This is a genomic window from Pedobacter sp. BG31, from assembly GCF_042464845.1.
GTDB classification, from domain to species: Bacteria; Bacteroidota; Bacteroidia; order Sphingobacteriales; family Sphingobacteriaceae; genus Pedobacter; species Pedobacter suwonensis.
Genome location: NZ_JBHNZK010000003.1, coordinates 149,348 through 172,821, shown reverse-complemented (window position 1 = coordinate 172,821; position 23,474 = coordinate 149,348). Strand labels below are relative to the sequence as shown.

The following is a 23,474-nucleotide window of genomic DNA, read 5'->3' as shown; positions in this document are numbered from 1 at the left end:
AGGCAGAAACCGCTAACCAACTTTTAATGATGAGTAAATACGTCTTATCCATCGATCAGGGAACCACAAGTTCGAGGGCTATTATTTTTAATTATAATGGCGAAATTGTTGCCATCGCGCAGCGCGAATTTACACAGGTTTATCCTAAGGCAGGTTGGGTAGAGCATGATCCAATGGAAATCTGGTCTACACAATTGGCTGTTGTAACAGAAGTAATTGTTAGAGCAGGCTTAACCGTAGGCGATATTGAAGCTATCGGAATTACCAATCAACGCGAAACCACTGTGGTTTGGGATAAAGAAACTGGAAAACCGGTTTATAACGCAATCGTATGGCAAGACAGGCGTACTGCTGGCTATTGCGATGAAATTAAGGCAAAAGGGCTCGGCGATAAAATACAGCAGAAAACAGGTTTGATCATAGATTCTTATTTCTCTGCCACTAAAGCCCGTTGGATTTTGGAAAATGTTGAAGGCGCACGGGAAAAAGCAGAAGCAGGAAAACTGGCTTTTGGCACCATAGATACCTGGCTGATCTGGAAATTAACAGCAGGTGCAAAACATGTAACTGATGTAACCAACGCCTCCCGAACCATGCTCTATAACATCCATACTTTAAGCTGGGATGAAGAATTGCTCGAGCTTTTCTCTATCCCAAAAGCAATGCTTCCGGAGGTAAAATCATCAAGCGAGGTTTATGGTGAAACGGCAGGAAGAATACTGGCTGCAAAAATCCCGATTGCAGGGATTGCCGGCGATCAGCAATCGGCTTTATTTGGGCAAATGTGTACCGAAATCGGAATGGTAAAAAACACCTACGGCACAGGTTGTTTTATGCTGATGAATATCGGAGAAAAGCCAAAAATTTCTGTCAACAACCTGTTAACCACCGTCGCCTGGCAAATTAATGGCAAAGTAAATTATGCTTTAGAAGGCAGTATTTTTATAGGTGGCGCCGTTGTGCAGTGGCTGCGTGATGAAATGGGACTGATTTCTAAATCGGCTGACGTAGAAACTTTAGCTAAAAAAGTAAATGATACCGATGGCGTTTATGTGGTTCCTGCTTTTGCAGGTTTGGGCGCTCCGCATTGGGATCAACATGCACGCGGCACCATAACCGGATTAACCCGCGGCACGAACAAATCACATATTGCCAGGGCAGCATTAGAAAGTATTGCTTACCAAACGATGGATGTGCTGAAAGCGATGGAAGCAGATGCGGGTGTAAATATTTCAGAGTTAAGAGTGGATGGCGGCGCCACCACCAATGATTTGTTGATGCAGTTTCAGGCCGATCTGCTAAACTGTAAGGTAATCAGACCCGATGTAACTGAAGTAACCGCTATTGGCGCTGCCTACCTTGCCGGTTTAGCTACCGGTTTTTGGGAAAGTATCGATCAGATCCGTTCGCAATGGAAAATCAACAAAACTTTCATTGCTGAAGCAGGAATTGATAATACAGAACGAATAAAAGGCTGGAACAGGGCCGTAAAAGCAGCAAGGGTGAGTGCAGAAAGCTAGTAAACGACTATCGCAGAGGGCGATAAAACAAATTGCAATTCATCGAGACAGCTTGTAAGAGATTTAAAGCAGACCATTCGACTAACTCGGGATTGACAATTGATATTTATGCGGCAGCATCCTTAGCTTGGATTAAACAGATGCCTGCTGCAAATTGCTTTTAATTCTAAACGACCTAAAAATTAATTCAATCGCTTAAAATTTTATAATGAATGTATATCTCTCAGAATTTATAGGTACTGCAATCATGATTCTTTTAGGAAACAGTGTTGTAGCTAATGTAGTGCTTAAAGGCACAAAAGGTAATAACGGAGGGTGGATAGTTATTACAACTGCCTGGGCCCTGGCCGTATTTACAGGGGTTGTTGTTGCAGGTCCTTATAGCGGGGCACATTTAAATCCGGCAGTAACCCTCGCACTTGCCATTGGAAAAGGCTTTAGTTGGGCGCTGGTTCCATTTTATGTTTTAGCCCAGTTGGCCGGAGCCATGACAGGATCGTTTCTGGTTTGGTTGATATATAAAGACCATTTCGACGCTACTGACGATCAGGCTTTAAAGGCCGCACCTTTTGCAACTGCTCCGGCCATCAGAAACATGCCCTCGAATTTGTTATCAGAAATTGTCGGAACATTCGTGTTAATATTCGTGATTTTTTATTTTACCGATGCCAGCATGGGCACGAAAGAAACAGTGACCACACCTATTGGTTTAGGCTCCATCGGTGCAATCCCCGTAGCATTTTTAGTTTGGGTAATTGGTTTGGGATTAGGTGGAACAACTGGCTATGCCATCAATCCGGCGAGAGATTTGGGTCCGCGGATTATTCACTTTTTAATCCCAATGAAAGGAAAAGCAAGCAGCGACTGGGCATATGCCTGGGTACCGATTGTTGGTCCTGCTATAGGTTCGATACTGGCCGCTCTGGCATTTTTGCTCATTAGTAAATCGTGATATCTTCGGAAATACCCGCCGAATGCATTCAAAAAAAGTATTAATATGAACTGAAACGGACAGCGCTGTCTACAAAGATTCTGTTTAGCAGAGCTTCCTGGCTCCTGGTTTTGTTGTACTTTTCTCAAAGCAACACTCAATTTAATTATGCCGCTACCGAATAATACTTATCTTTGAAATAACATCCAGCTACTATTTATCTAACCAATCAGAATTGCAAGCATACTTCCTCGTTGTTGATACCGAAACCTCGGGCCTGCCTAAAAATTGGACTGCCCCTTATTCTAAAGAAAAGAACTGGCCTTATATTGTTCAAATTGCATGGATTATTTATGATCAGGCCTATCAAGAAATTAAGCGTGAGAATCACTACATCAAGAATACCGATTTCAGCATTGACCAGTCAGCACTAAAAATTCATAAAATCACCCCAGAATACCTGCATAAGTATGGAGAAAACAAAGATAAGGTGATGTTCCAGTTTGCTGACGATATAGAAAAGTACAAACCTTTGGTGATAGGCCACTTTATTGAACTTGATTATCATATGGTAAATGTCGAATTATACCGTCTTGGTAAAGAAAACATATTTAAAAACCTCTCATTTTTCTGTACCATGAAGGCAAGTGCACCTTATATTACCAATACCGTAATCAGTCACTTAAAACTGGATAAATTTTACACCATTTTATTTAATGAGGCGCCCGAAAACATCCACAACGCTTTATCTGATACACTGAACACTGCAAAGATTTTCTTTCACCTTTTAAAAACAGATAAAATTAACTTACCTTCAATTTACCAACAGGAGCATACCTTTAACATGGAGAAAGAAAAGAGAAAAGAATTTTCGTTTAAAAGAATTTTAAAGGAACTTTTTAATGGAAGATAGACTCGCCGATCGAATTTATACTGCCCGTATTGGAGATATTACTTTCAGAAAAATTGTGAGTTGTAGCCCCCACACACCAATTTTTGAAGCTGCGATTAAAATGTCGGAGCAAAAAACCAGCTGTCTTTTTGTTAAAAATGACGAAGGAGATTATTTAGGATTTGTAACTGACATTACTTTGAGAGATAATGTCATCGCCAGGCAATTGAGTGCAGATTTGCCTATTGATGAAGTAATGGATACCAATATCATGACCATAACACCAGATGCTTATGTGTATGAGGCTATACTGATGATGTTCAGCAAAAAATCGCGGTATCTATTGGTAAACGATAACGGAAATTTTGTTGGTTTTTTAAGCAGAAACCGCCTGTTGAGTGAACAAGCGGAGTCTCCATTGGTTTTTATCCAATCGGTAAAGTCCGCTGTAAATACAAACGATTTAAAACTTAAATGGCAGAAAGTACCGGGCATCGTATCTCAACTGCTAACGCGGGGTGTGCACTCGAAGATTGTAAACGAGGTAGTGACCACCATTGCCGATACCATCTCTTTTAAAATTATTGAAGATGTTATTGCTAAATTAGGTCCACCGCCTGCCAAATTTGTGTTTATGGTTTTGGGCAGTGAGGGTAGAAAAGAGCTGAGTTTAAAAACCGATCAGGACAATGCCATTATATATGAAGATACGGCGGAAGAAAATAGAGCGGCCGTACGCTCTTACTTTCTCGATCTGGCAACCCAGGTTTCTGATAAGTTGAACTTTGTGGGCTTTGTATATTGCGACGGCGACTATATGGCCACCAATCCAAACTGGACGCATTCATTATCGCACTGGAAGTATAATTATAAAAACTGGATTGAAGAAGCTCTGCCTGAAACTGCTGTGAAATTTGCTGCATTCTTCGATTGCAGGGCCATCTATGGGGATCTGGCAATCATGGAAAGCCTGAGGTCATTCGTAAATGAAGAGTTGCAAAAACCCATTGAAAAATTCTACGTATACCTCGCTAAAAATGCTTTGCTTTACGAGCCGCCCCTTACCTATTTTAAAAATATCAGAACGCAAAAAATTCATAAAAAAGAGGTATTTGATATTAAAACTGCCATGACCCCCATTGTCGACCTGGCGAGGGTATATGCTTTACAAAACAGGATTTTCCAAAAGGAGAATACCGGCGAACGTTTAAAGGCTTTAAGAGATCTGGGCGTTTTTAGTGAAAAGCAATTTAATGAGCTTTCCCAATCCTATTATTACCTGATGGGATTAAGATTAAAACACCAGGCCAATCTGATCATGAATAATCAGGCAGCCCCAAATAACTTTATTGAAATTGATAGTTTAACTAAAATTGAGAAGGTAACACTGATCGAAATCTTTAAAATCATCCTCAACTTTCAGAGTGGGATTAGAATGAAGTTTACCAATAGCCTGGGTTAGGCCGCAATGCGTAAGGCGTTTGATACTGATCGTTTATAATACGCAGCCGTCATGCTGAATAAATTCAGCATCTATTATCCTACTAACACTTTAACGGAAGACCCTGAAGTAAATTTACAGTCTGGCTTTCCGCTTGCGCTACAGGTCTGGGTGACGATCCTTTTTTTAAAGAAAAAGGTCCCGATTTGCATCGGAACCCTTTTAAAATATGAATATCGCTTAGGCGAAAATTTCTATTTTACTGCATCAATTACAGCTTTGAAAGCTTCTGGGTGATTCATTGCTAAATCAGCCAATACTTTACGGTTTAAACCGATTTCTTTTGAAGCTAATTTACCGATTAATTGAGAATAAGAAATACCGTGTTGACGTGCACCAGCATTGATACGTTGGATCCACAATCCGCGGAATTCTCTTTTCTTAACTTTACGGTCACGGTATGCATATTGCAAACCTTTTTCTACTGTGTTTTTAGCAACAGTATAAACCTTACTTCTTGCTCCCCAATAACCTTTGGCTAAATTAAGGATCTTTTTTCTTCTTCTTCTCGAAGCTACTGCGTTTACCGAACGTGGCATGTTGTTGTTGTTTTTTGGTAAGCGGCGTCCGGTTAAGGAACTTTAATGCCTGATACCTGGTGAAATTAATGAATTACTTTCCGATGCAAAGCATACGTTTTACGTTACCTGAATCTGCATCTGTTACAATTCCTGCATTTCCAAGCGCGCGTTTACGTTTAGTACTCATCTTGGTTAAGATGTGACTTTTGTATGCTTTGTTTCTTTTGATTTTACCTGTTCCAGTAAGCGAAAAACGCTTTTTAGCACTGGAATTGGTTTTCATTTTTGGCATAACCTGTTATTTAATTTATAAAATTGTTTTTATTTTTTTGCTACTTTAGGCGCAACGGTCAGGAACATCCGTTTACCTTCCAATTTAGGCAACAGTTCCACTTTTCCTACATCTTCCAAAGCCTGGGCAAATTTTAACAATAAAATCTCTCCTTGCTCTTTGTACACAATTGCCCTGCCTTTAAAATGCACGTAAGCCCTAACTTTTTCACCGTTTTCTAAAAAGCTCACTGCATGTTTTAATTTAAACTGGAAATCGTGATCGTTGGTATTAGGCCCAAAACGGATCTCCTTAATTACAGTTTGTTTGGCATTAGCTTTAATTTCTTTCTGCTTTTTCTTTTGCTCGTAAACAAACTTACTATAATCAATAATTCTACAAACTGGCGGTACAGCGTTTGGAGAAATCTCTACCAAATCCAATTCCAGTTCATCAGCAAGTGCCAAAGCTTTCGCCAAAGGATAAATCCCCGGTTCAACATTATCGCCAGCTAAACGCACTTCAGGCGATTTTATATACTGATTAATGTTATGCTCTGCTTCTTTTTTCTTAAAAGGTGGACGTGGTCCCCTGTTAAATCCTGGTCTTCCTAATGCCAAATTTGTATTATTTTAATTTAAACTGTTATTTCTTTTCTTAATAAATTGTTGAACTCTTCCAACGTCATTTCGCCTAAATCTCCCTCACCATGTTTACGAACAGAAACTTTTCCTTCTGCCATCTCTTTATCGCCGATAATGAGCATGTATGGGATCTTTTTAACTTCCGCATCGCGTATTTTGCGACCGATTTTCTCATCACGAAAGTCAATCAGCCCGCGAATATCGGAATTATTTAGTTCATCTAAAACTTTTTTTGCATATTCTTCATATTTTTCTGAAATAGGAAGAATAATAAACTGTTCAGGACTTAACCATAACGGGAAGTTTCCGGCACAATGTTCGATCAAAACAGCAATAAATCGCTCCAGTGAACCGAAAGGCGCACGATGAATCATTACCGGCCTGTGCTTCTGGTTATCACTACCGGTATATTCCAATTCAAAACGCTCAGGTAGATTATAATCGACCTGAATAGTACCCAATTGCCATTTTCTTCCCAAGGCATCCTTCACCATAAAATCGAGCTTAGGGCCATAAAACGCAGCTTCACCATATTCTACCACAGTGTTTAAGCCTTTTTCTGCAGCAGCTTCGATAATGGCCGTCTCTGATAATTTCCAGTTTTCATCAGAGCCAATGTATTTCGATTTGTTTTCAGGATCTCTTAAAGAAACCTGTGCGGTATAGTTTTCAAAACCTAAGGATTTAAATACATAAAGCACTAAATCGATCACTTTTTTAAACTCGTCTTTCACCTGCTCTGGCATACAGAACAAATGCGCATCATCCTGGGTAAAACCACGTACACGGGTTAAACCATGTAACTCACCACTTTGTTCGTAACGGTAAACAGTACCAAACTCTGCAAAACGAACCGGAAGGTCTTTGTAAGAACGTGGTTTGGTTTTATAAATCTCACAGTGGTGCGGGCAGTTCATCGGTTTCAAGAAGAACTCCTCTCCTTCCTGCGGAGTTTTGATTGGCTGGAAAGAATCTTTACCGTATTTTTCCCAGTGACCAGAAGTCACATATAAGTTTTTGTGCCCAATGTGTGGTGTTACTACTTGCTCGTACCCTGCTTTAGCCTGTGCTTTAGTTAAAAAGTTCACCAAACGTTCGCGCAAAGCAGTTCCTTTAGGCAACCATAGCGGTAAGCCCATACCTACTTTTTCAGAGAAAGCAAAAAGCTCCAGCTCTTTTCCTAATTTACGGTGGTCGCGTTTTTTTGCTTCCTCAATCATTAAAAGATATTCGGTAAGCTCGCTTGCCTTAGGAAAAGTAACCCCATAAATGCGGGTTAACTGTTTTTTAGTTTCATCACCTCTCCAGTAAGCACCAGCCACATTCATTAGTTTTACGGCTTTTACAAAACCAGTATTGGGAATATGTGGGCCACGGCATAAATCGGTAAATGAACCCTGGGTATAAAAAGTAATTTTACCATCTTCAAGGCCATCAATTAAATCCAATTTATACTCATCGCCTTTTTCGGTAAAGTACTTTACCGCATCAGCCTTGCTTACACTTTCGCGCACAAAAGTTTCCTTTTGTTTAGCCAGTTCGATCATTTTGGTTTCAATGGCTTTGAAATCATCCGAAGAAAATTCGCGGTCGCCAAAGTCTACATCATAATAAAAACCGGTTTCAATTGCCGGACCAATACCAAATTTAGTGCCGGGGTAAAGCGCTTCCAGCGCTTCTGCCATTAAGTGTGCAGAAGAATGCCAGAAAGTAGATTTTCCAGCTGCATCATTCCAGGTCAACAGTTTTACTGTAGAATCTGATTCAATCGGCCTGGTTGAATCCCAAACTTCGCCATTAACCTCAGCGGCTAACACGTTACGGGCTAAGCCCTCAGAAATTGATAATGCAATCTGGTGGGCAGAAGTGCCCTTTTCGTACTGACGGACCGAGCCGTCAGGTAAAGTAATGTTAATCATCTACAACTATGATTTAAATTTTAAATAAAAAAGTTTTAAAGATCACTTACAATGTGATTTTATTTTGTGCGAAGATATGGTTTTATTGATCAAAAAGCAAGATTCAATCCATATCACCTCAGGCTCCACTTACTAATTTACCTTTCAAATATTTACGTAAAGGTGTATCAACAAACCGCATAATGAGGTAAGCTAAAATAACAAGCAGGATTACCGAAACCGGAATCACACCAAAAAGCATCATACCTTTAGGTTTATCCACTGCTACATAGGTAAGATAAACCCATATAAATGGATAATGCGTCATATAAAGCGGATAAGATATTTCGCCGGATAATCTGCAGATCTTTCTTAAAGCCGGACCCAACGTTGCGCCCGCACCTAGCGAGACCAATAATGGAAAATAGAGCAACACAATTATAGATTCGCTAATCCAATTATAATCATCATTAAAAGGAAATAAAAAAGCTACCAATAATAGTGCAGTAATTCCCAAAAACCCTAATTCGTTTTTAATGATAAGGTTAAACCGGTAAACGAGCATACCGGCTGAAAATGAATACAATCCCCTTGCTCCACCGTCCCAGAAATTTTGTCCGCCCCAGCCACCGCTGAGATTTTTAGATTGTACAGCTACGTAACAAAGCACTGCTGCCCCAACCAAAGTAAGAGTTATCAATGCCTTTTTATTGATTTTATAAAGCAGCAGGATGTAAAATATATTAGCGATATATTCCCAAAACAGTGACCATGCTGGTGCATTTAAACAAAATAAATTGGTGTAACGCTCCGGCATAATTGGGTATGGGATGAGGAAAGCAGAGGTTAAAAATAACAAAGCTGTTTTACCGAAGCCATAAACAGGGTAAAAATCACTAAAAGGATCAAATAAAAAGGTTAGCAGGCCCAACACAGCACCAACAACCACCAAAGGATGTAAACGGATTAGTCTTAGTTTAAAAAATTGCGTAATACCAATGTGCGCCGCCCGGTTATCGTAGGCGTACGCAATGACAAAGCCCGATAAACAGAAAAAGAAATCAACAGCCAGGTAACCATGACCGATAAAATTTTTGCTATAATCGGTAATGGCAATTTCCATAAAATGGAAAATGACCACTACTATGGCCGCTATGCCCCTCAATCCATCCAAAATTTCAAAATGTTGTTTGGTGTGGAGCAACTCTGCCCTGTTTTCTGCTATAATCACTTGGTTAGGCTTTTATCTGAACCCAATTATAGGAAATATGTCAGCATTACAAATAATCGCTTCAAAAATGATACAAAAAAAGCCCCGAAGCTTAAAAACTTCAGGGCTTGATATATATTATTTGATTCTCAATTAATTTATTCCAAAAGCTCTTCCCTGGCCGCCACCTGCTGGTCTGTTCTGCCTAAAACGCTTCATCATATTTTCCATCTTGGTTTTATATTCTTCAGGGGTAATCAATTTTGCTTTTTTAGGTGCAGTAACATCTTTTGCACTTACATTTCTATATTCAATGCTCTTGGCAATCGAGCTGTTCCCTCTACCCTCAATAGCCAATACCGCACCTTCTGTCCACATATTTGGATTAGGAGAAAAATCGAAACCTAAATCGTTGGTATACCAGATTTTGGTTTCTTCCACCACATTTTTATCCATGTCTAAAATTTTGATGGCCCTGGTCGATCTTACAATGGCCTGGTGACAGGTAAAACCTAAAATCTGTTTGGTTGAGTCAGTTTTAACCACTTCAATTTTTGGAGCCTGAGCTATTTTTGCCCTTGTCGTATCATTTGAGTTGCCACCGCCCGTTCTGAAGGAAGAAATTGGACCGGAAGTAGATAGGGTTAACTTGCTCGGCATATAATAAGTCGTATCATTCAGATCGAATACTTCAGTTAAACTTTTATCAGCAAAGTTGTAATAGTATTCCCGATTGCCGCCGCCGCCACCAAAACGCATCATCATCCGGCCCATTCCGCCGCCGCCACCGCCTGCACCGTTGCTATCTTCCGTTTCTTCAACCGGCATATAACTGGCATTGGTTGCCGTAAATAATAATTCAAAATTGGTTTTGCTTGATGAAGGCATCCTCGCTTTCATCTGATCAGTTAACTGTATGCCATTGGCTGAAGCCATAGCTGCAGGATCTATGGTGTTTTCAAACTGTATAGCTCCCGAAGTTTTTTTCTTTTGTGCGTGCGCAACCGATACAATTGATAAAAATCCAAGTAGAGCGAAGGTTATTTTGTTCATGATGATTTTGTTTTGTGGATTAGATACGAAAGCTTAAAAAAGGTTTAACAAAGATATTTTAGATTATAATTCAAACGTGTTAAATTGTGTTAAAGTCAACCTCGATATGGCCTGCTCAAGCTATTTAAAGCAGATGTAATTTATTTTTTACAATAGATTTTTTGGAAACCAATTGCACAAGCTTTTCGGTAACGATAGTCCCGTCCTTTGCTTAATCCCGATTAAATCGACTTTATTCTAAAATCGATCTTTAAATCGGGATAACGCTGTCGGTCGGGTTTATTTAACCTAAAACAGTTTTCCTCGGTCTGTGTCCTCACAGACCGAAATTTTAATTACAATGGAAATGGTCTGTGAGGACACAGACCATGGAGAAAATCAAACCGTTTATGTTTAAGTTAATATTCCGTACTCTCCAGCCAGCCATTACAAAGCACATCCGCAATATGCATGGTTTTGATCGGCAGGTTATTTTTATCAATGTAACCTTGCAGGTGCAGAAGACAAGAAAGATCCGTTGATATAATATAATCAGCACCCTTAGCCAGGGCATGGTTCACTTTCTGTTCGGCCATTGCAGATGAAATGGCATCAAATTTAACGGCAAATGTTCCGCCAAAGCCACAGCACATATCCGTATCCTCCATTTCGATCATTTCCAGTCCATGTACTTTCGAAAGTAAGTGACGCGGCTCGTCTTTAATTTTGCACTCGCGTAACGCACTGCAAGAATCATGATACACTGCTTTCCCTTCCAGCTCGGCACCGAAATAATCTTTTTTCGCCACCTTAACCAAAAAATCGGATAATTCCCAGATGTTGGATTGCAAACTCCTGCATTTATTGTGAACAATGGTATTGGTAAACAGGTCGTTATAACCACCTTTTACCATTCCCACACACGATGCAGAGGGAGCAACGATATAAGTATTTTCGGAAAAATCGTTCAAGAATTTAGTTCCTACCTGTTTGGCTTCATCCCAATAACCCGCGTTATAGGCCGGTTGGCCGCAACAAGTCTGTTTCGAGTTGTATGTTACGTTACATCCCGACTTTTCTAATAATCTCAACGTATTGAAAGCGGTTTCGGGATATAACTGGTCTACAAAACAGGGAACAAACAATTCTACTTTCATCAACAAATTCTTTAGTCTGCAAACTTACAATTTTGCGGTTTCATTGCGCTCGGTTTTTTTCAGGAATGCTAAAAATACCAATCCAACTATAAAAAAGGATGCCAAAGCGATAATGGATTGGCGCATATTATGGGTTAAACCCTCAATAAATGCAAAACTAAATAAACCAATTACAATTGCCAGTTTCTCTGTAGCATCGTAGAAGCTAAAAAATGAAGCAGTGTCGGTTGTGTGCTCCGGAATATGTTTAGAATAAGTGGAACGGGATAAAGATTGTATTCCGCCCATAATCAGACCAACAATGGCGGCCAAAGCGTAAAATTGATATTGATTTGTTATGGAATATCCATAAATGCAACAACCTATCCAAATCAATACAACAATCATCAAAACATTAATATTTCCCAGTTTTTTGGCTAAAATCGACATTAACCACGCACCCAGAATTGCAACAAGCTGGATGATTAAGATCACAGCAATTAAGCTGCCCGATTCCAGTTTTAAAACCTTTGCACCGAAACCGGCAGCAGCGAGCATAATGGTTTGCACGCCCATTGAATAAAAGAAGAAAGCAATTAAATAGGTTTTCAAAAACTTCATTTGCTTTAACTGGCCCCAAACCTTTGCAAATTCACCAAAACTGCTTTTAATGATTCCTTTGTTAATGTATCCTGCGTTAGGAACATCTTTCGGTAATGCCTTGAAAGGTATCTGGGCAAATAGAAACCACCATATCCCAACCAGCAGAAACGATATCTGAGCTGGTAATGACTGATCCGTAATTCCAAACAGTTCCGGTTTTAGTACAAAAACAAAACAGACCAGCTGTAAAATCACACTGCCGATATAGCCGTATGAAAACCCCTGAGCACTTACTTTATCCTGATTATCCTTTGAAGCAATTATCGGCAAATAAGCATTGTTAAACATTACACCGCCCACATAACCCATCGCGGCCAGAACGAAGCATATAATTCCAGCTTCTAAAGTTTCTAATTTGAAGAAAAACAAACCCATACAGGAGAATGATCCGATATAGGTAAACAATTTCATGAAGAATTTCTTTTTACCCTTTGCATCAGCATAAGAAGATAATACCGGCAGCAATACGACCATTAATAAGTAAGCTACAGCAAGTGCATAGTTCGATAGTACGGTATTTATAACCGTTTTACCAAAAAAAGTTACTTCGTCGCCATGCAGTTTGGTTGTGGTAATGGCAACGTAGTAAACAGGAAAAATGGTCGAGGTAATAACTAAATTATAGGCAGAATTTGCCCAGTCGAAGAAAGCCCATGAGCGTATGGTTTTCTTATTGTCTTTTTCTATCATTTATTTTTCGCTTAGGAAAACTGCACTGATTGTTTGAGGATACTGGTTAAATAGTTCATTACAAAACTAATATTTTATTGCTAACTTGACAGGCATTTTTCTCACATCTCACATCTCACATCTCACATCTCACATCTCACATCTCACATCTCACATCTCCAAATAATACTTCTTCCCATCAGTTTTAATCTTCCCTGCATCCAGTAACTCTCTTATAGCATCAATTCTATCTGTTTCTGTGCCATTTTTAATATGACTAACCAAATCATCAAGGCTGAGCGTTTGTTGTTGGAGCAAAGAAATAATTTCATAATCGATTTCTTCACGTTCAGATTGGTGGTTTTCGGCTTTCTTTTCAGCCAGACAAACATCGCAGACACCACACTTTTTGGTATGATGTTCGTCAAAGTAATTAAGCAATTGAATGCTTCTGCACAAATTAGATGAGGCATAAGCTACCACCGCATTAATCTGTTTGTGTAAAATCTCTTTTCTCAGTTCCAGGTATTTTACATCCAGGTCAAAGTGATCCATATCTACCCTCGGTCTAACATACTGCAACTGCGGTTGATCTGTTTGCTGGATATAGGTAAGCAATTCAATGGTCTGCAATTTATTCAGCAAAGCAATAATATCATTATAAGATAAACCTGTTCTCTTGGCCAAATCCGCCTCATTAATTTTAACGAAACCATCAAAAGCGCCTCCATAAGAGCGTAAAATGGTCTTTATTATTCCATCATAAGCCTTATTTTCAATCTGGAAACGATAAACATCCTCATGGCCGGCAATAAACATTATCCTGGAAGGTAAAAAAACACTTTCAGAAAAGGTAAGATAGCCATCATGTTCTAAAAACTTTAGTGCAGAAATTGTTTTTAAAACATTTACATTAAACCGTTTGCAAAAATCAGCGATATCGAATGGAAAGGTTAAACCTTCACCCGCTCCAAATGCCAATTGAAAATAGTTGCCGAGATAATGATAGGTTTTTCTGATTTCATCTGGCGAGGGAAAGCTATCCAAATACCGCGACTCCAGGCCCATAATGTCGGATCGATTGGCCAATAAAACGGCGTAACTTCTTTTTTCATCACGACCTGCCCTGCCTGCCTCCTGGTAATAAGCCTCCAAACTTTCAGGTAAATCCAGATGCACCACAAAACGAACATCTGCTTTATCAATACCCATGCCGAAAGCGTTAGTAGCCACCATGATCCGGGTTTTATTATTCTTCCACTCTTCCTGCTTCAGAAAGCGTACATCGCGTTCCAGTCCGGCATGGTAAAAATCGGCTTTAATTCCGTTTCGGTTTATAAAATTGGCCACCTCTGCGGTTTCCCGTCGGTTGCGAACATACACTAAACCTGTACCTTTAACATTTTTACAGATATTGATCAGCTTTTTATATTTATCCTCATGATCAACAACCACATAACTTAAATTATCCCTGGCGAAGCTTTTTACAAAGACCTGTGGATCTTTCATTTCCAGTTTCTCTACAATATCCTTCCGTACAAATTCAGTAGCCGTTGCAGTAAGCGCTAAAACCGGGATATCTGGTAAGATTTCGCGCAGTTTGGATAGCTGCAGATATGGCGGACGAAAATCGTAGCCCCATTGCGAAATACAGTGTGCTTCATCAACCGCAATGAGGTTAACATTCATGTAAGAAATCCTGACCTGAACCAATTCTGAAAGCAATCTTTCTGGCGAGAGGTACAGGAATTTAACCTTGCCATAAATACAGTTGTCCAGCAAAATATCGATTTCGCGTTTACCCATGCCTGCATAAATGGCAATGGCCTCAATCCCTTTCGATTTCAGGTTTTCTACCTGATCTTTCATAAGGGCAATTAGTGGAGAAACCACGATACAGATTCCCTCCTTCACCAATGCCGGCACTTGGAAACAGATTGATTTACCGCCACCTGTTGGCAAAAGCGCTAAAGTATCTTTTCCTTCCAGAACCGAAGCGATAATATCTTCCTGTAGCGGCCTAAAAGCCTGGTGCCCCCAATATTTCTGTAAAATCTCTATTGCTGTCATAAATCGGCGGTATCAAAACTATACATTTAATCCAAAATCGCCACTTATTATTGTTGGAAATTGAAAAAATCATCTTCAGAAAAGATTATTAACTTTGCTAGATAAGAAGGATTAAATGTTAGAAACGCAGTTTGCAGATATTGTTAGCTTAATTAAAAATGCCCGGGCAGTGGCATTAAAAACAGTTAATTCTACATTAATAAACCTATACTGGAATATTGGTGAGTATATACATATCAGAGTTAGAAACGCCGAATGGGGACAATCAGTTGTGAAACAACTGGCAGAATTTTTATCAAAGAATGAACCTGATTTAAAGGGTTTCTCTGATAAAAATCTTTGGCGAATGAAACAGTTTTACGAAAGTTATAAAGATTACCCAAAACTCTCAACGCTGTTGAGAGAAATTAGTTGGACTCACAATCTGATTATTCTTTCCAGGTTAAAATCAATTGAGGAAAAAGAATTCTACTTAAAACTTTGTTCAAAAGAAAAATATAGTAAGAGAGAGCTTGAAAGACAGATATCTGCTAGTCATTATGAAAGATCTATATTGGGGAATACAAAACTCTCACCAATGGTGAGAGTTTTACAAAACGATATCGAAACCATATTTAAAGATACGTATGTATTTGAATTCCTTAATCTTTCCGAACCCCACAGCGAAAACGATCTACAGAAAAATTTAGTCTCAGAAATGAGAAATTTCATTCTTGAACTCGGTAAAGACTTTCTATTTATCAGCGAAGAATATAAAATACAGGTTGGGAATAGTGATTTTTATATTGATTTACTCTTTTATCATCGTGGCTTACAATGTTTAGTTGCATTTGAATTAAAGATAGATAAATTTAAGCCCGAACATTTAGGTCAGTTAAATTTCTATTTGGAAGCATTAGATAGAGATGTTAAAAAGTCAAATGAGAACCCGAGCATTGGCATTCTGCTTTGTAAAGACAAAGATAATGAAATAGTAGAATATGCGTTGTGCAGAACTCTTTCGCCAACTCTGGTAGCAGAGTACAAAACGCAGCTGCCAGACAAAAAATTGCTTCAAAGAAAAATACACGAATTATTCAAATAACCATCCAATATATAATGAAATACCTTTATTTTCTAGCCGCTCTTTCGCTATTGTTTTTCAGTGCTAATGCCCAGGAAAAAAAATGGGACATTGAAAAATACCAGGGAACAACCAAAAACTTCACTTTAAATACGGATGAAGGTACCTGGATGAACCTGGATGTAAGTCCCGACGGGCAGGAAATTGTTTTTGATTTATTGGGCGATATTTACGCAATGCCAATCACCGGAGGTGTGGCAAAGCTGATTAGCGGAGGTATTGCCTGGGATGTTCAGCCGCGCTTTAGCCCTAATGGAAAATACATTTCCTACACGAGTGATAAAAGTGGCGGAGATAACATCTGGATCATGAACCGGGATGGCTCCGGTAAAAAACAGATCACCAAAGAAAACTTCAGGCTATTGAACAATGCCACGTGGATGCCAAACAGCGAATACATCATTGCACGTAAGCATTTTACAGCAAGCCGTTCTTTGGGTGCAGGAGAAATGTGGATGTATAACATTAACGGTGGCGATGGTGTGCAGTTAACGAAGCGTAAAAACGACCAGCAGGATGCGGGTGAGCCCAATGTTTCCCCGGACGGAAGGTTCGTTTACTTTAGCGAAGACGTTAGTCCAGGCCCCAATTTCGAATACAGTAAAGACCCTAACGGAACCATTTATGCCATTCGCCAACTCGATTTAACTACCGGAAAATTAACCACCTTAATTGATGAACAGGGCGGTGCCTGTCGTCCGCAGGTTTCTCCAGACGGAAATTTAATTGCTTTCGTAAAACGCGTAAGGCTAAAGTCTACGCTATACGTCCAAAATCTCAAAACCGGAGAAGAATGGCCGATAAATGAAGATTTATCCCATGATCAACAGGAGACATGGGCAATTTTTGGGGTTTATCCAAATTTTGCCTGGACACCAGATAGCAAAAGCATTGTTTTTTATGCAAAAGGAAAAATCAGAAAAACGGAAATTGGTACCTTGATCAACACCACCATACCTTTTCAGGCAAATACGATCCAAACCGTACAAAAAGCGTTACATTTTGAGCAGCAGGTTTTCAATAATGAATTTTCGGCAAAAATGTTAAGGCAGTTAACCACCTCGCCCGATGGGAAAACAGTTGTTTTTAATGCAGCAGGATACCTTTACAAACAGGAACTGCCTGCCGGAATACCGGAAAGGTTGACCAACGGACTGGATTTTGAATTCGAACCGGCCTTTAGTCCTGACGGAAAATACGTTGTTTATACTACCTGGAGCGACGAGCTACGTGGAGCAATAAAACGGACGGATCTGAAATCGGGAAAAACCATTATGCTAACTGATGAAAAAGGGTTTTATTACTCACCGCAATATTCTACTAAAGGAGATAAAATCGTTTTCAGAAAAGGAAGCGGAAACGATGTTTTAGGCTATAATTTTGGCCGTGGCACAGGTATTTTTCTTATGCAAGCCAATGGTGGGGCCAAAACTTTAATTTCGGATAATGGAATCCGTCCGCAGTTTAACAATACCGATACCCGCATCTATTTCCAGAGTTATGCTGACGGGAAAAAAGCACTAAAGAGTATTGACCTGAACGGAGCAAATGAAAGAATTCATTTCACTTCTCAATATGCAAACCAGTTTGTGATTAGTCCAGACAATAAATGGCTGGCATTTAATGAATTATTCAATATTTATATCACACCGATGATTAATATTGGTACAGCACAGGAAGCCTCTGCAGGCAATAAGGCTATCCCTGTTACCAAAGTGACTACAGATGGCGGAACCTATATTCAATGGAGTGCAGACAGCAAAAACCTGCATTGGACATTAGGCCCAAAGTATTTTACCATCGACGTAAATAGTGCCTTCAATTTTGACGGAACTACACCCAAAACTGAGGCTTCTGCCATTGATATTAACCTCGTATTGAAATCTGATGTTCCTACGGGGATACTGGCATTTAAAGGAGCTAGGATTATTTCGATGAAAGGCGATGAAGTGATTGAAAACGGCACCATCGTTACAGATGGAAACAAAATTACAGCGATAGGAAAAGCAGATGCGGTAACTATCCCGGCTAATGCCAAAACCATTGATGTTAATGGTAAAACAATCATGCCGGGGATTGTTGATGTTCATGCCCACTTAAGGACGAGTCCGGATGGAATAACGCCACAGAGCGACTGGAGTTATATGGCCAACCTGGCTTTTGGAGTAACCACTTCGCACGATCCGTCAAGCAATACCGAAATGGTTTTTAGCCAGAGTGAAATGCTTAAGGCTGGTAGAATGGTTGGTCCGCGGGTTTATTCTACGGGATCTATTTTGTATGGTGCAGATGGTGATTTTAAAGTGGTGATTAATAGTTTGGATGATGCACTGGCTCACCTGCGCCGTTTAAAAGCGGTGGGTGCATTTTCAGTTAAATCATATAATCAACCACGTAGAGAGCAGCGTCAACAGATCCTGGAAGCGGCCCGTCAGCTCAAAATGGAAGTTGTACCCGAAGGTGGTTCTACATTTTTTACGAACATGAACATGGTTGCAGATGGACATACCGGCATTGAGCACAGTATACCGGTTTTGCCAGTATATAAAGATGTTACTACCATTTGGAACAACACGGAAGTAGCCTACACCCCTACGTTAATTGTAGCTTATGGAGGTCAATGGGGCGAAAATTACTGGTATGACAGGACCAACGTTTGGGAAAACGAAAAACTGATGACTTACACGCCACGTTCAATTATCGATGCACGGGCAAGACGAAGAACCACCTCTGAATATAGCGATTATAACCACATCGAGGTTGCCAAGGCCACCAAACAAATTGCTGATGGCGGCACCAAGGTTAACCTCGGCGCACATGGGCAGATTCAGGGTTTGGGAGCACACTGGGAGCTGTGGATGCTGGTTCAGGGGGGCTTTAGTCCAATGCAGGCCATTAGGGCGGCAACTTTAAATGGCGCAAGCTATTTGGGCATGAACAAAGAAATCGGTTCATTAGAAGTAGGTAAACTGGCAGATATGGTCATTATGGATGCCAATCCTTTGGATGATATCCGGAACTCTGAAAAAATCAAATATGTGATGATTAATGGCCGGCTTTACGATAGCGCTACCTTAAACGAAGTAGGAACCAGAGAAAAATTAAGAGCTAAGCTGTGGTTCGAGAATGCAAAAGGAAATGGTTACATTATTCCAAATGGGGAATCAGAAACCTGGACTTTTACGGTTCCACATTGTGATTAATCAGTTAGTATCTGTAATATCTAATTGAATAATATAAGATGCATATCATCATCAAATGATGATATGCATTTATAATCAAGAAATAACAAACAAACGAACTGTTAACAGTAGTTGCATTGTTAATAGACTAATAAATACCGATATGAAACCGAACAAGCTTTATAGTATAGCGTCAATTATATTCTTAATCTTGAGCATAGCGGTATTCTCTTCCAGCGGATATTACGTTTTAGGTATTCAGACTGTAAACCTGTTTTTAGCACTAATTGCAATGGCCTATATCACCGCGTTTATATCGGTAATGAAAAACAGAAAATCGGTTATTTCGTGGTTGCTTTTAATCGTAAATTCGATCGTACTCATTTGCATCATTTACTTTTTGACGCACTTTAAAATGAAGATGTAGCGATATCTTTATAAGTTTTTGTCATTCTGAACGCAGTGAAGAATCTTTTAAAACGAGCCGTCAGTGTTTTATAATACCAGTAAACCGTATGCTCTTAATGTATTGATTGGTTTAGAATACCAGAAAAGTTCAAAATTCTCCATTTGCTGTTCAAAATCTGCCTTAACTTCCTGAAAAGTATATACTTTTTCATTTGAGACCGAAATTTTATTCAAAATGGCAGTTAACCACTCGCCTTCCTTTTTATTCGTCTGAATGGCAAAAGTTTCCTTTTTATCATGAAAGGTAAGCGAAGCCATTTCCCATGTATTTCCTTTTTTTGATTTCGTAAAATAATCAGCAAAGGGCTTTCCTCCTATCCATATTACTTTTGCAGTAGGTTTAGTGGTAAACTGATCACTGTCAATCAATGCCTTTTCAATAAAATTAGCAGGAATTTTTGTTCTCGGGATTTTAAAATCAAACCAATCCTGCAATTCGTAATCAAAACAGATACCATGCATAAAATTGAACAGCGATTTTTTTAGCCCATAACTGAATTTATCGTGATCGATCCCGGTTTTATCGGTATAACTGATGTCGTTATTCGCAAAGGTCCCGATGACTTCAGTATCTTTCACCACGCCGAATTTTTCAGGATACATGCCGACAGGGCTATGCGCCGTCATGGCAAACTGGTGCCAAAAGCCTGATTGTAATATTCCAGCTTCAAACAATTGCCGCACCATCTCTAAACTATCAATCGTTTCCTGTACGGTTTGCGTAGGATATCCGTACATCAGATAAGCATGGACCATAATCCCTGCTTCGGTAAAATTACGGGTAACCTTTGCTACCTGTTCTACTGTTACTCCTTTATCAATCAGTTTTAACAAACGATCAGAGGCGACCTCCAATCCTCCCGAAACCGCAATGCAGCCTGAAGCCTTTAACAACAAGCATAAATCCTGCGTAAAACTTTTCTCAAACCGGATATTCGTCCACCAGGTAACTGCTAATTTCCTCCGGATAATTTCCAAAGCGACTTCGCGCATTAATGCCGGCGGTGCCGCCTCGTCTACAAAATGAAACCCATTCTGTCCGGTTTTAGCATATAAATCTTCAATACGGTCAACAATTAACCTGGCTGCAACAGGTTCATAAACCTTAATGTAATCGAGTGAAATATCACAAAAAGTGCATTTGCCCCAGTAACAGCCATGGGCCATAGTAAGTTTGTTCCAGCGTCCATCACTCCACATACGGTGCATCGGGTTCACAATTTCGATTACCGAGATGTATTGATCCAAAAGCAAACCAGTATAATCTGGAGTGCCTACATCAGCCTGTTTATAATCGTTCCTGAAAGCATCGTTGCGATAAACTACTTTACCCTTTTCGAGCAAAAAAGTTCTTTTATAAAAGTGGGCTTCTGTTGGAATAGGGTGCGTAATATTATGATATAACAATTCGATAGGCAACTCGCCATCATCCAAAGTAATGTAATCGAAAAATTCAAAAACCCGAACATCTGATAAGGATCTTAATTCGGTATTGGGAAAACCACCACCCATTGAAATTTTAATTTCGGGATGATTGGCCTTTATCCATTGTGCACAGCGAAAAGCACTGTATAGGTTGCCGGGAAAAGGAACAGAAATCAGGAATAGTTTAGGCTGAACTGTTTCAATTTTATCCTTTAAAACTGATATTAAGATCTGATCAATGTAAGTGGGTTCCTTTGATAACGCGTTATATAACTCGTCAAAAGAATTTGCGCTTCTGCCCAGCCGTTCAGCATAACGGCTAAAACCAAAATTTTCGTCTACGCATTCTACAATGTAATCAGATATGTCTTCCAGGTAAAGCGTGGCCAGATGTTTTGCTTTATCCTGCGTACCCATCGCCCCAAAAGCCCAATCTAATTCTTCCAACTGCAAAAAACGGGAAGCCTGTGGCAAAAAATCATCGCTGCAGATCTGTAAAGCCAATGTTGGATTCTTGCCCTGTAAAAACGCAATTACGGCATCAATGGTTTTTAAATATTCATCCTGTAAAGCGAAGATTCGTTTGGCGTTATCACTTATGTGTTTCTGATTATCTACATTACGTTCAGTGTGACGGAAAAAATCTTGCAGTCCCTTTTTAGAAAATAGCTCTAGAATGACTTCAATTCCTAAATCGGCCTGTGTAGCACTGATATTTTTGGTGTTCAAAAAACCTTTTATATACGCCGTTGCCGGATATGGAGTATTCAGTTGGGTAAAAGGTGGCGTAATGGCAAAGATTTCGGTTTTCAAAAGGAATTGTTTTCTGCAAAAGTACATGATTTCCGGAAGTTTATTATTGTAATTTTAAGACTACCGCGCTAGCGAATAATGAACTCCAATTAATTTCTTGCGTTTTTGTAATTGCCGAACCTGATAATTGCTTTTAACTGAATAATAAACTAAAAGGCAGATTAACACGTTTTATAATTACATCAACACCTTTTTTCTACCTGGATGAAGATCTTTTGCCTTTACTTCCTGATGCTGTGCGTGCAAATCAGCTTTGCACAGAAAACCTTTACATTCCCAAAAATTAAAACACAAGGAACTTCCATTGAACAGGTTACGCCTGTCAACTGGACAGCCATAAATCAGGCTCATGGCGATTTAGACAACGATGGTTCAGATGATTTAGCGGTAATCTTTGAATACAATAAGACAATCAACGAAACACGGGCATACGGCGATAACAATAGTTCGATTATAAAGGAAACACAGAAACCCAGGATACTGGCCATATTTTTCAAAGATCAGTCAACTGGAGCACTGACTTTATCTATACAAAACAACGATTTTATTTTACGTTCAGAAGAAGGTGGTAAATTAGGAGATCCTCTACAGCAAATTGCGGTCAAAGATCAACAACTTTACCTCCGTTTCCAGGGTGGTTCTGAGTGGCGCTGGGAATTAGGCTATACCTTTAAATTTAAAAATGGAGATTGGTTTTTAACCAGCGCGATTAACCTTTATTTTAATCAGAACACAGGAGACATGACCGAAAGAGTTTATGATTTTAGAACCCGGGAATTATTTACCACTGTTGGGAACCTGCACAGAAGAGATATTGCCAACCGGAAAACCAGCGAAGTTTTATATTTTTCACAGTTAAGGACTTTCAGGACATTTAAAAAGCCATGGGCATGGGAAATTATGCCAAATATTTATTTGTAAGTAATAATATTAACGCCAGCTTTTAGATCGGATTTTTGCAATGACAAAACCTGAGGAACAAGTTCTTTTAGCGTTAAATAGGTATTGTCTAATGCATTTAAAACAATGATCGGCAGTGTATACTTTGCGAAATTTTGCTGAAACTGCAAATTCTTATCGAACGTGATCAGTATATGAAAATCATTTGCAATCATTAGTTTTAGCAATTCACCATTCTTAACGCCATTCCACCCCATATCCCTAACGGTATAAATTTCATACTCGGGAAAATGTTCTTTTAATCTTTTAGGAAGATTTTCATCAAGAAGCAATCTCATATATTTTATCTATATGACCAGAAGTTAACAACTTATTTGCAACTTCTAACACACTAACCACTTGAATCTTAGACACACTTGGAAAGTCTTCTAAAAATTCATCAATGGTAATTCCCTTCTCTATATGAAAAAATAAGGTTTCAACAGGAACTCTTGTACCCGTAAAAACAGGCAAACCGCCTAAAACATCAGTATTGGCTGAAATGATATTTTTTAATGATTCCATAGTATATCAAATTTACTAAATTGTAATGGCATAATCTAATA

20 protein-coding genes are annotated in these 23,474 nt (G+C 39.3%); 8 read left to right on the top strand and 12 right to left on the bottom strand.

The window, feature by feature from the left end:
* Positions 1 to 29 precede the first annotated feature (29 nt).
* The 4 genes from glpK to ACFE6N_RS05870 all read left to right on the top strand — a co-directional run bounded on the left by glpK (position 30) and on the right by ACFE6N_RS05870 (position 4,805).
* Positions 30 to 1,520 (top strand): glycerol kinase GlpK, encoded by a 1,491-nt coding sequence (gene glpK, locus ACFE6N_RS05885; RefSeq protein ID WP_378935024.1) that lies wholly within the window; start codon positions 30 to 32, stop codon positions 1,518 to 1,520.
* A 208-nt stretch (positions 1,521 to 1,728) separates the two neighbouring features.
* Positions 1,729 to 2,472: an MIP/aquaporin family protein gene (locus ACFE6N_RS05880; protein WP_378934714.1), complete on the top strand. Its 744-nt coding sequence runs from the start codon at positions 1,729 to 1,731 to the stop codon at positions 2,470 to 2,472.
* 214 nt (positions 2,473 to 2,686) lie between these two features.
* Positions 2,687 to 3,364, top strand: a complete 678-nt coding sequence (locus ACFE6N_RS05875; protein ID WP_378934712.1) for an exonuclease domain-containing protein — start codon at positions 2,687 to 2,689, stop codon at positions 3,362 to 3,364.
* The gene (locus ACFE6N_RS05870) at positions 3,354 to 4,805 is read left to right on the top strand and encodes a DUF294 nucleotidyltransferase-like domain-containing protein (protein ID WP_145854695.1); all 1,452 of its coding nucleotides are present in this window, start codon (positions 3,354 to 3,356) and stop codon (positions 4,803 to 4,805) included. Before ACFE6N_RS05875 ends, ACFE6N_RS05870 begins: the two co-directional genes overlap by 11 nt.
* Before the next feature lie 233 nt (positions 4,806 to 5,038).
* Here the strand turns inward: ACFE6N_RS05870 and rplT are convergent, their stop codons facing one another.
* The 9 genes from rplT to ACFE6N_RS05825 all read right to left on the bottom strand — a co-directional run bounded on the left by rplT (position 5,039) and on the right by ACFE6N_RS05825 (position 14,958).
* Positions 5,039 to 5,383 carry a 50S ribosomal protein L20 gene (gene rplT, locus ACFE6N_RS05865; RefSeq protein ID WP_025144714.1) on the bottom strand — a complete coding sequence of 115 codons (345 nt, stop codon included), beginning with the start codon at positions 5,381 to 5,383 and terminating at the stop codon, positions 5,039 to 5,041.
* A 73-nt stretch (positions 5,384 to 5,456) separates the two neighbouring features.
* Positions 5,457 to 5,657, bottom strand: a complete 201-nt coding sequence (gene rpmI / locus ACFE6N_RS05860) for a 50S ribosomal protein L35 (RefSeq protein ID WP_010600880.1) — start codon at positions 5,655 to 5,657, stop codon at positions 5,457 to 5,459.
* Between the two features lie 29 nt (positions 5,658 to 5,686).
* Entirely contained in the window at positions 5,687 to 6,256 is a 570-nt protein-coding gene (gene infC, locus ACFE6N_RS05855) for a translation initiation factor IF-3 (protein ID WP_051691975.1), read from the bottom strand.
* A 17-nt stretch (positions 6,257 to 6,273) separates the two neighbouring features.
* On the bottom strand, positions 6,274 to 8,199 hold the full coding sequence (gene thrS, locus ACFE6N_RS05850; protein ID WP_145854697.1) for a threonine--tRNA ligase: 1,926 nt from the start codon (positions 8,197 to 8,199) through the stop codon (positions 6,274 to 6,276).
* Between the two features lie 118 nt (positions 8,200 to 8,317).
* The gene (locus ACFE6N_RS05845) at positions 8,318 to 9,409 is read right to left on the bottom strand and encodes an acyltransferase family protein (protein WP_378934707.1); all 1,092 of its coding nucleotides are present in this window, start codon (positions 9,407 to 9,409) and stop codon (positions 8,318 to 8,320) included.
* Between the two features lie 132 nt (positions 9,410 to 9,541).
* A complete protein-coding gene (locus tag ACFE6N_RS05840) occupies positions 9,542 to 10,441 on the bottom strand; it encodes a hypothetical protein (RefSeq protein ID WP_378934705.1) in 900 nt (299 codons plus the stop codon).
* 398 nt (positions 10,442 to 10,839) lie between these two features.
* Positions 10,840 to 11,577 carry a (Fe-S)-binding protein gene (locus tag ACFE6N_RS05835; protein ID WP_378934703.1) on the bottom strand — a complete coding sequence of 246 codons (738 nt, stop codon included), beginning with the start codon at positions 11,575 to 11,577 and terminating at the stop codon, positions 10,840 to 10,842.
* A gap of 24 nt (positions 11,578 to 11,601) precedes the next feature.
* Positions 11,602 to 12,909 carry an MFS transporter gene (locus ACFE6N_RS05830; protein ID WP_145854701.1) on the bottom strand — a complete coding sequence of 436 codons (1,308 nt, stop codon included), beginning with the start codon at positions 12,907 to 12,909 and terminating at the stop codon, positions 11,602 to 11,604.
* A 150-nt stretch (positions 12,910 to 13,059) separates the two neighbouring features.
* A complete protein-coding gene (locus ACFE6N_RS05825; protein ID WP_378934701.1) occupies positions 13,060 to 14,958 on the bottom strand; it encodes an ATP-dependent DNA helicase RecQ in 1,899 nt (632 codons plus the stop codon).
* 115 nt (positions 14,959 to 15,073) lie between these two features.
* On the opposite strand from ACFE6N_RS05825, the gene ACFE6N_RS05820 reads away from it, so the two are divergent.
* From ACFE6N_RS05820 to ACFE6N_RS05810, 3 genes are all read left to right on the top strand, one after another.
* Positions 15,074 to 16,042, top strand: a complete 969-nt coding sequence (locus ACFE6N_RS05820) for a YhcG family protein (protein ID WP_378934699.1) — start codon at positions 15,074 to 15,076, stop codon at positions 16,040 to 16,042.
* A gap of 14 nt (positions 16,043 to 16,056) precedes the next feature.
* Complete coding sequence (locus ACFE6N_RS05815) at positions 16,057 to 19,284, top strand: amidohydrolase family protein (protein ID WP_378934697.1); 3,228 nt, start codon at positions 16,057 to 16,059, stop codon at positions 19,282 to 19,284.
* Positions 19,285 to 19,426: 142 nt separating this feature from the next.
* On the top strand, positions 19,427 to 19,690 hold the full coding sequence (locus ACFE6N_RS05810) for a hypothetical protein (protein ID WP_378934695.1): 264 nt from the start codon (positions 19,427 to 19,429) through the stop codon (positions 19,688 to 19,690).
* Between the two features lie 68 nt (positions 19,691 to 19,758).
* Here the strand turns inward: ACFE6N_RS05810 and ACFE6N_RS05805 are convergent, their stop codons facing one another.
* A complete protein-coding gene (locus ACFE6N_RS05805) occupies positions 19,759 to 21,969 on the bottom strand; it encodes a B12-binding domain-containing radical SAM protein (RefSeq protein ID WP_378934693.1) in 2,211 nt (736 codons plus the stop codon).
* A gap of 204 nt (positions 21,970 to 22,173) precedes the next feature.
* On the opposite strand from ACFE6N_RS05805, the gene ACFE6N_RS05800 reads away from it, so the two are divergent.
* Positions 22,174 to 22,890 carry a hypothetical protein gene (locus tag ACFE6N_RS05800; RefSeq protein ID WP_378934691.1) on the top strand — a complete coding sequence of 239 codons (717 nt, stop codon included), beginning with the start codon at positions 22,174 to 22,176 and terminating at the stop codon, positions 22,888 to 22,890.
* Here ACFE6N_RS05800 and ACFE6N_RS05795 read toward each other — a convergent pair.
* Together ACFE6N_RS05795 and ACFE6N_RS05790 are read right to left on the bottom strand one after the other, a co-directional pair.
* Complete coding sequence (locus ACFE6N_RS05795; protein ID WP_378934689.1) at positions 22,881 to 23,207, bottom strand: DUF5615 family PIN-like protein; 327 nt, start codon at positions 23,205 to 23,207, stop codon at positions 22,881 to 22,883. The genes ACFE6N_RS05800 and ACFE6N_RS05795 overlap by 10 nt on opposite strands.
* Entirely contained in the window at positions 23,191 to 23,433 is a 243-nt protein-coding gene (locus ACFE6N_RS05790) for a DUF433 domain-containing protein (RefSeq protein WP_378934687.1), read from the bottom strand. The genes ACFE6N_RS05795 and ACFE6N_RS05790 overlap by 17 nt, the downstream gene beginning before the upstream one ends.
* Positions 23,434 to 23,474 lie beyond the last annotated feature (41 nt).

Coding starts and splice junctions, on each gene's coding strand:
- glpK (WP_378935024.1), top strand. CDS start 30: ATGAGTAAATACGTCTTATCCATCGATCAGGGAACCACAAGTTCGAGG.
- ACFE6N_RS05880 (WP_378934714.1), top strand. CDS start 1,729: ATGAATGTATATCTCTCAGAATTTATAGGTACTGCAATCATGATTCTT.
- ACFE6N_RS05870 (WP_145854695.1), top strand. CDS start 3,354: ATGGAAGATAGACTCGCCGATCGAATTTATACTGCCCGTATTGGAGAT.
- rplT (WP_025144714.1), bottom strand. CDS start 5,383: ATGCCACGTTCGGTAAACGCAGTAGCTTCGAGAAGAAGAAGAAAAAAG.
- rpmI (WP_010600880.1), bottom strand. CDS start 5,657: ATGCCAAAAATGAAAACCAATTCCAGTGCTAAAAAGCGTTTTTCGCTT.
- thrS (WP_145854697.1), bottom strand. CDS start 8,199: ATGATTAACATTACTTTACCTGACGGCTCGGTCCGTCAGTACGAAAAG.
- ACFE6N_RS05840 (WP_378934705.1), bottom strand. CDS start 10,441: ATGAACAAAATAACCTTCGCTCTACTTGGATTTTTATCAATTGTATCG.
- ACFE6N_RS05835 (WP_378934703.1), bottom strand. CDS start 11,577: ATGAAAGTAGAATTGTTTGTTCCCTGTTTTGTAGACCAGTTATATCCC.
- ACFE6N_RS05830 (WP_145854701.1), bottom strand. CDS start 12,909: ATGATAGAAAAAGACAATAAGAAAACCATACGCTCATGGGCTTTCTTC.
- ACFE6N_RS05825 (WP_378934701.1), bottom strand. CDS start 14,958: ATGACAGCAATAGAGATTTTACAGAAATATTGGGGGCACCAGGCTTTT.
- ACFE6N_RS05820 (WP_378934699.1), top strand. CDS start 15,074: ATGTTAGAAACGCAGTTTGCAGATATTGTTAGCTTAATTAAAAATGCC.
- ACFE6N_RS05815 (WP_378934697.1), top strand. CDS start 16,057: ATGAAATACCTTTATTTTCTAGCCGCTCTTTCGCTATTGTTTTTCAGT.
- ACFE6N_RS05810 (WP_378934695.1), top strand. CDS start 19,427: ATGAAACCGAACAAGCTTTATAGTATAGCGTCAATTATATTCTTAATC.
- ACFE6N_RS05800 (WP_378934691.1), top strand. CDS start 22,174: ATGAAGATCTTTTGCCTTTACTTCCTGATGCTGTGCGTGCAAATCAGC.
- ACFE6N_RS05795 (WP_378934689.1), bottom strand. CDS start 23,207: ATGAGATTGCTTCTTGATGAAAATCTTCCTAAAAGATTAAAAGAACAT.
- ACFE6N_RS05790 (WP_378934687.1), bottom strand. CDS start 23,433: ATGGAATCATTAAAAAATATCATTTCAGCCAATACTGATGTTTTAGGC.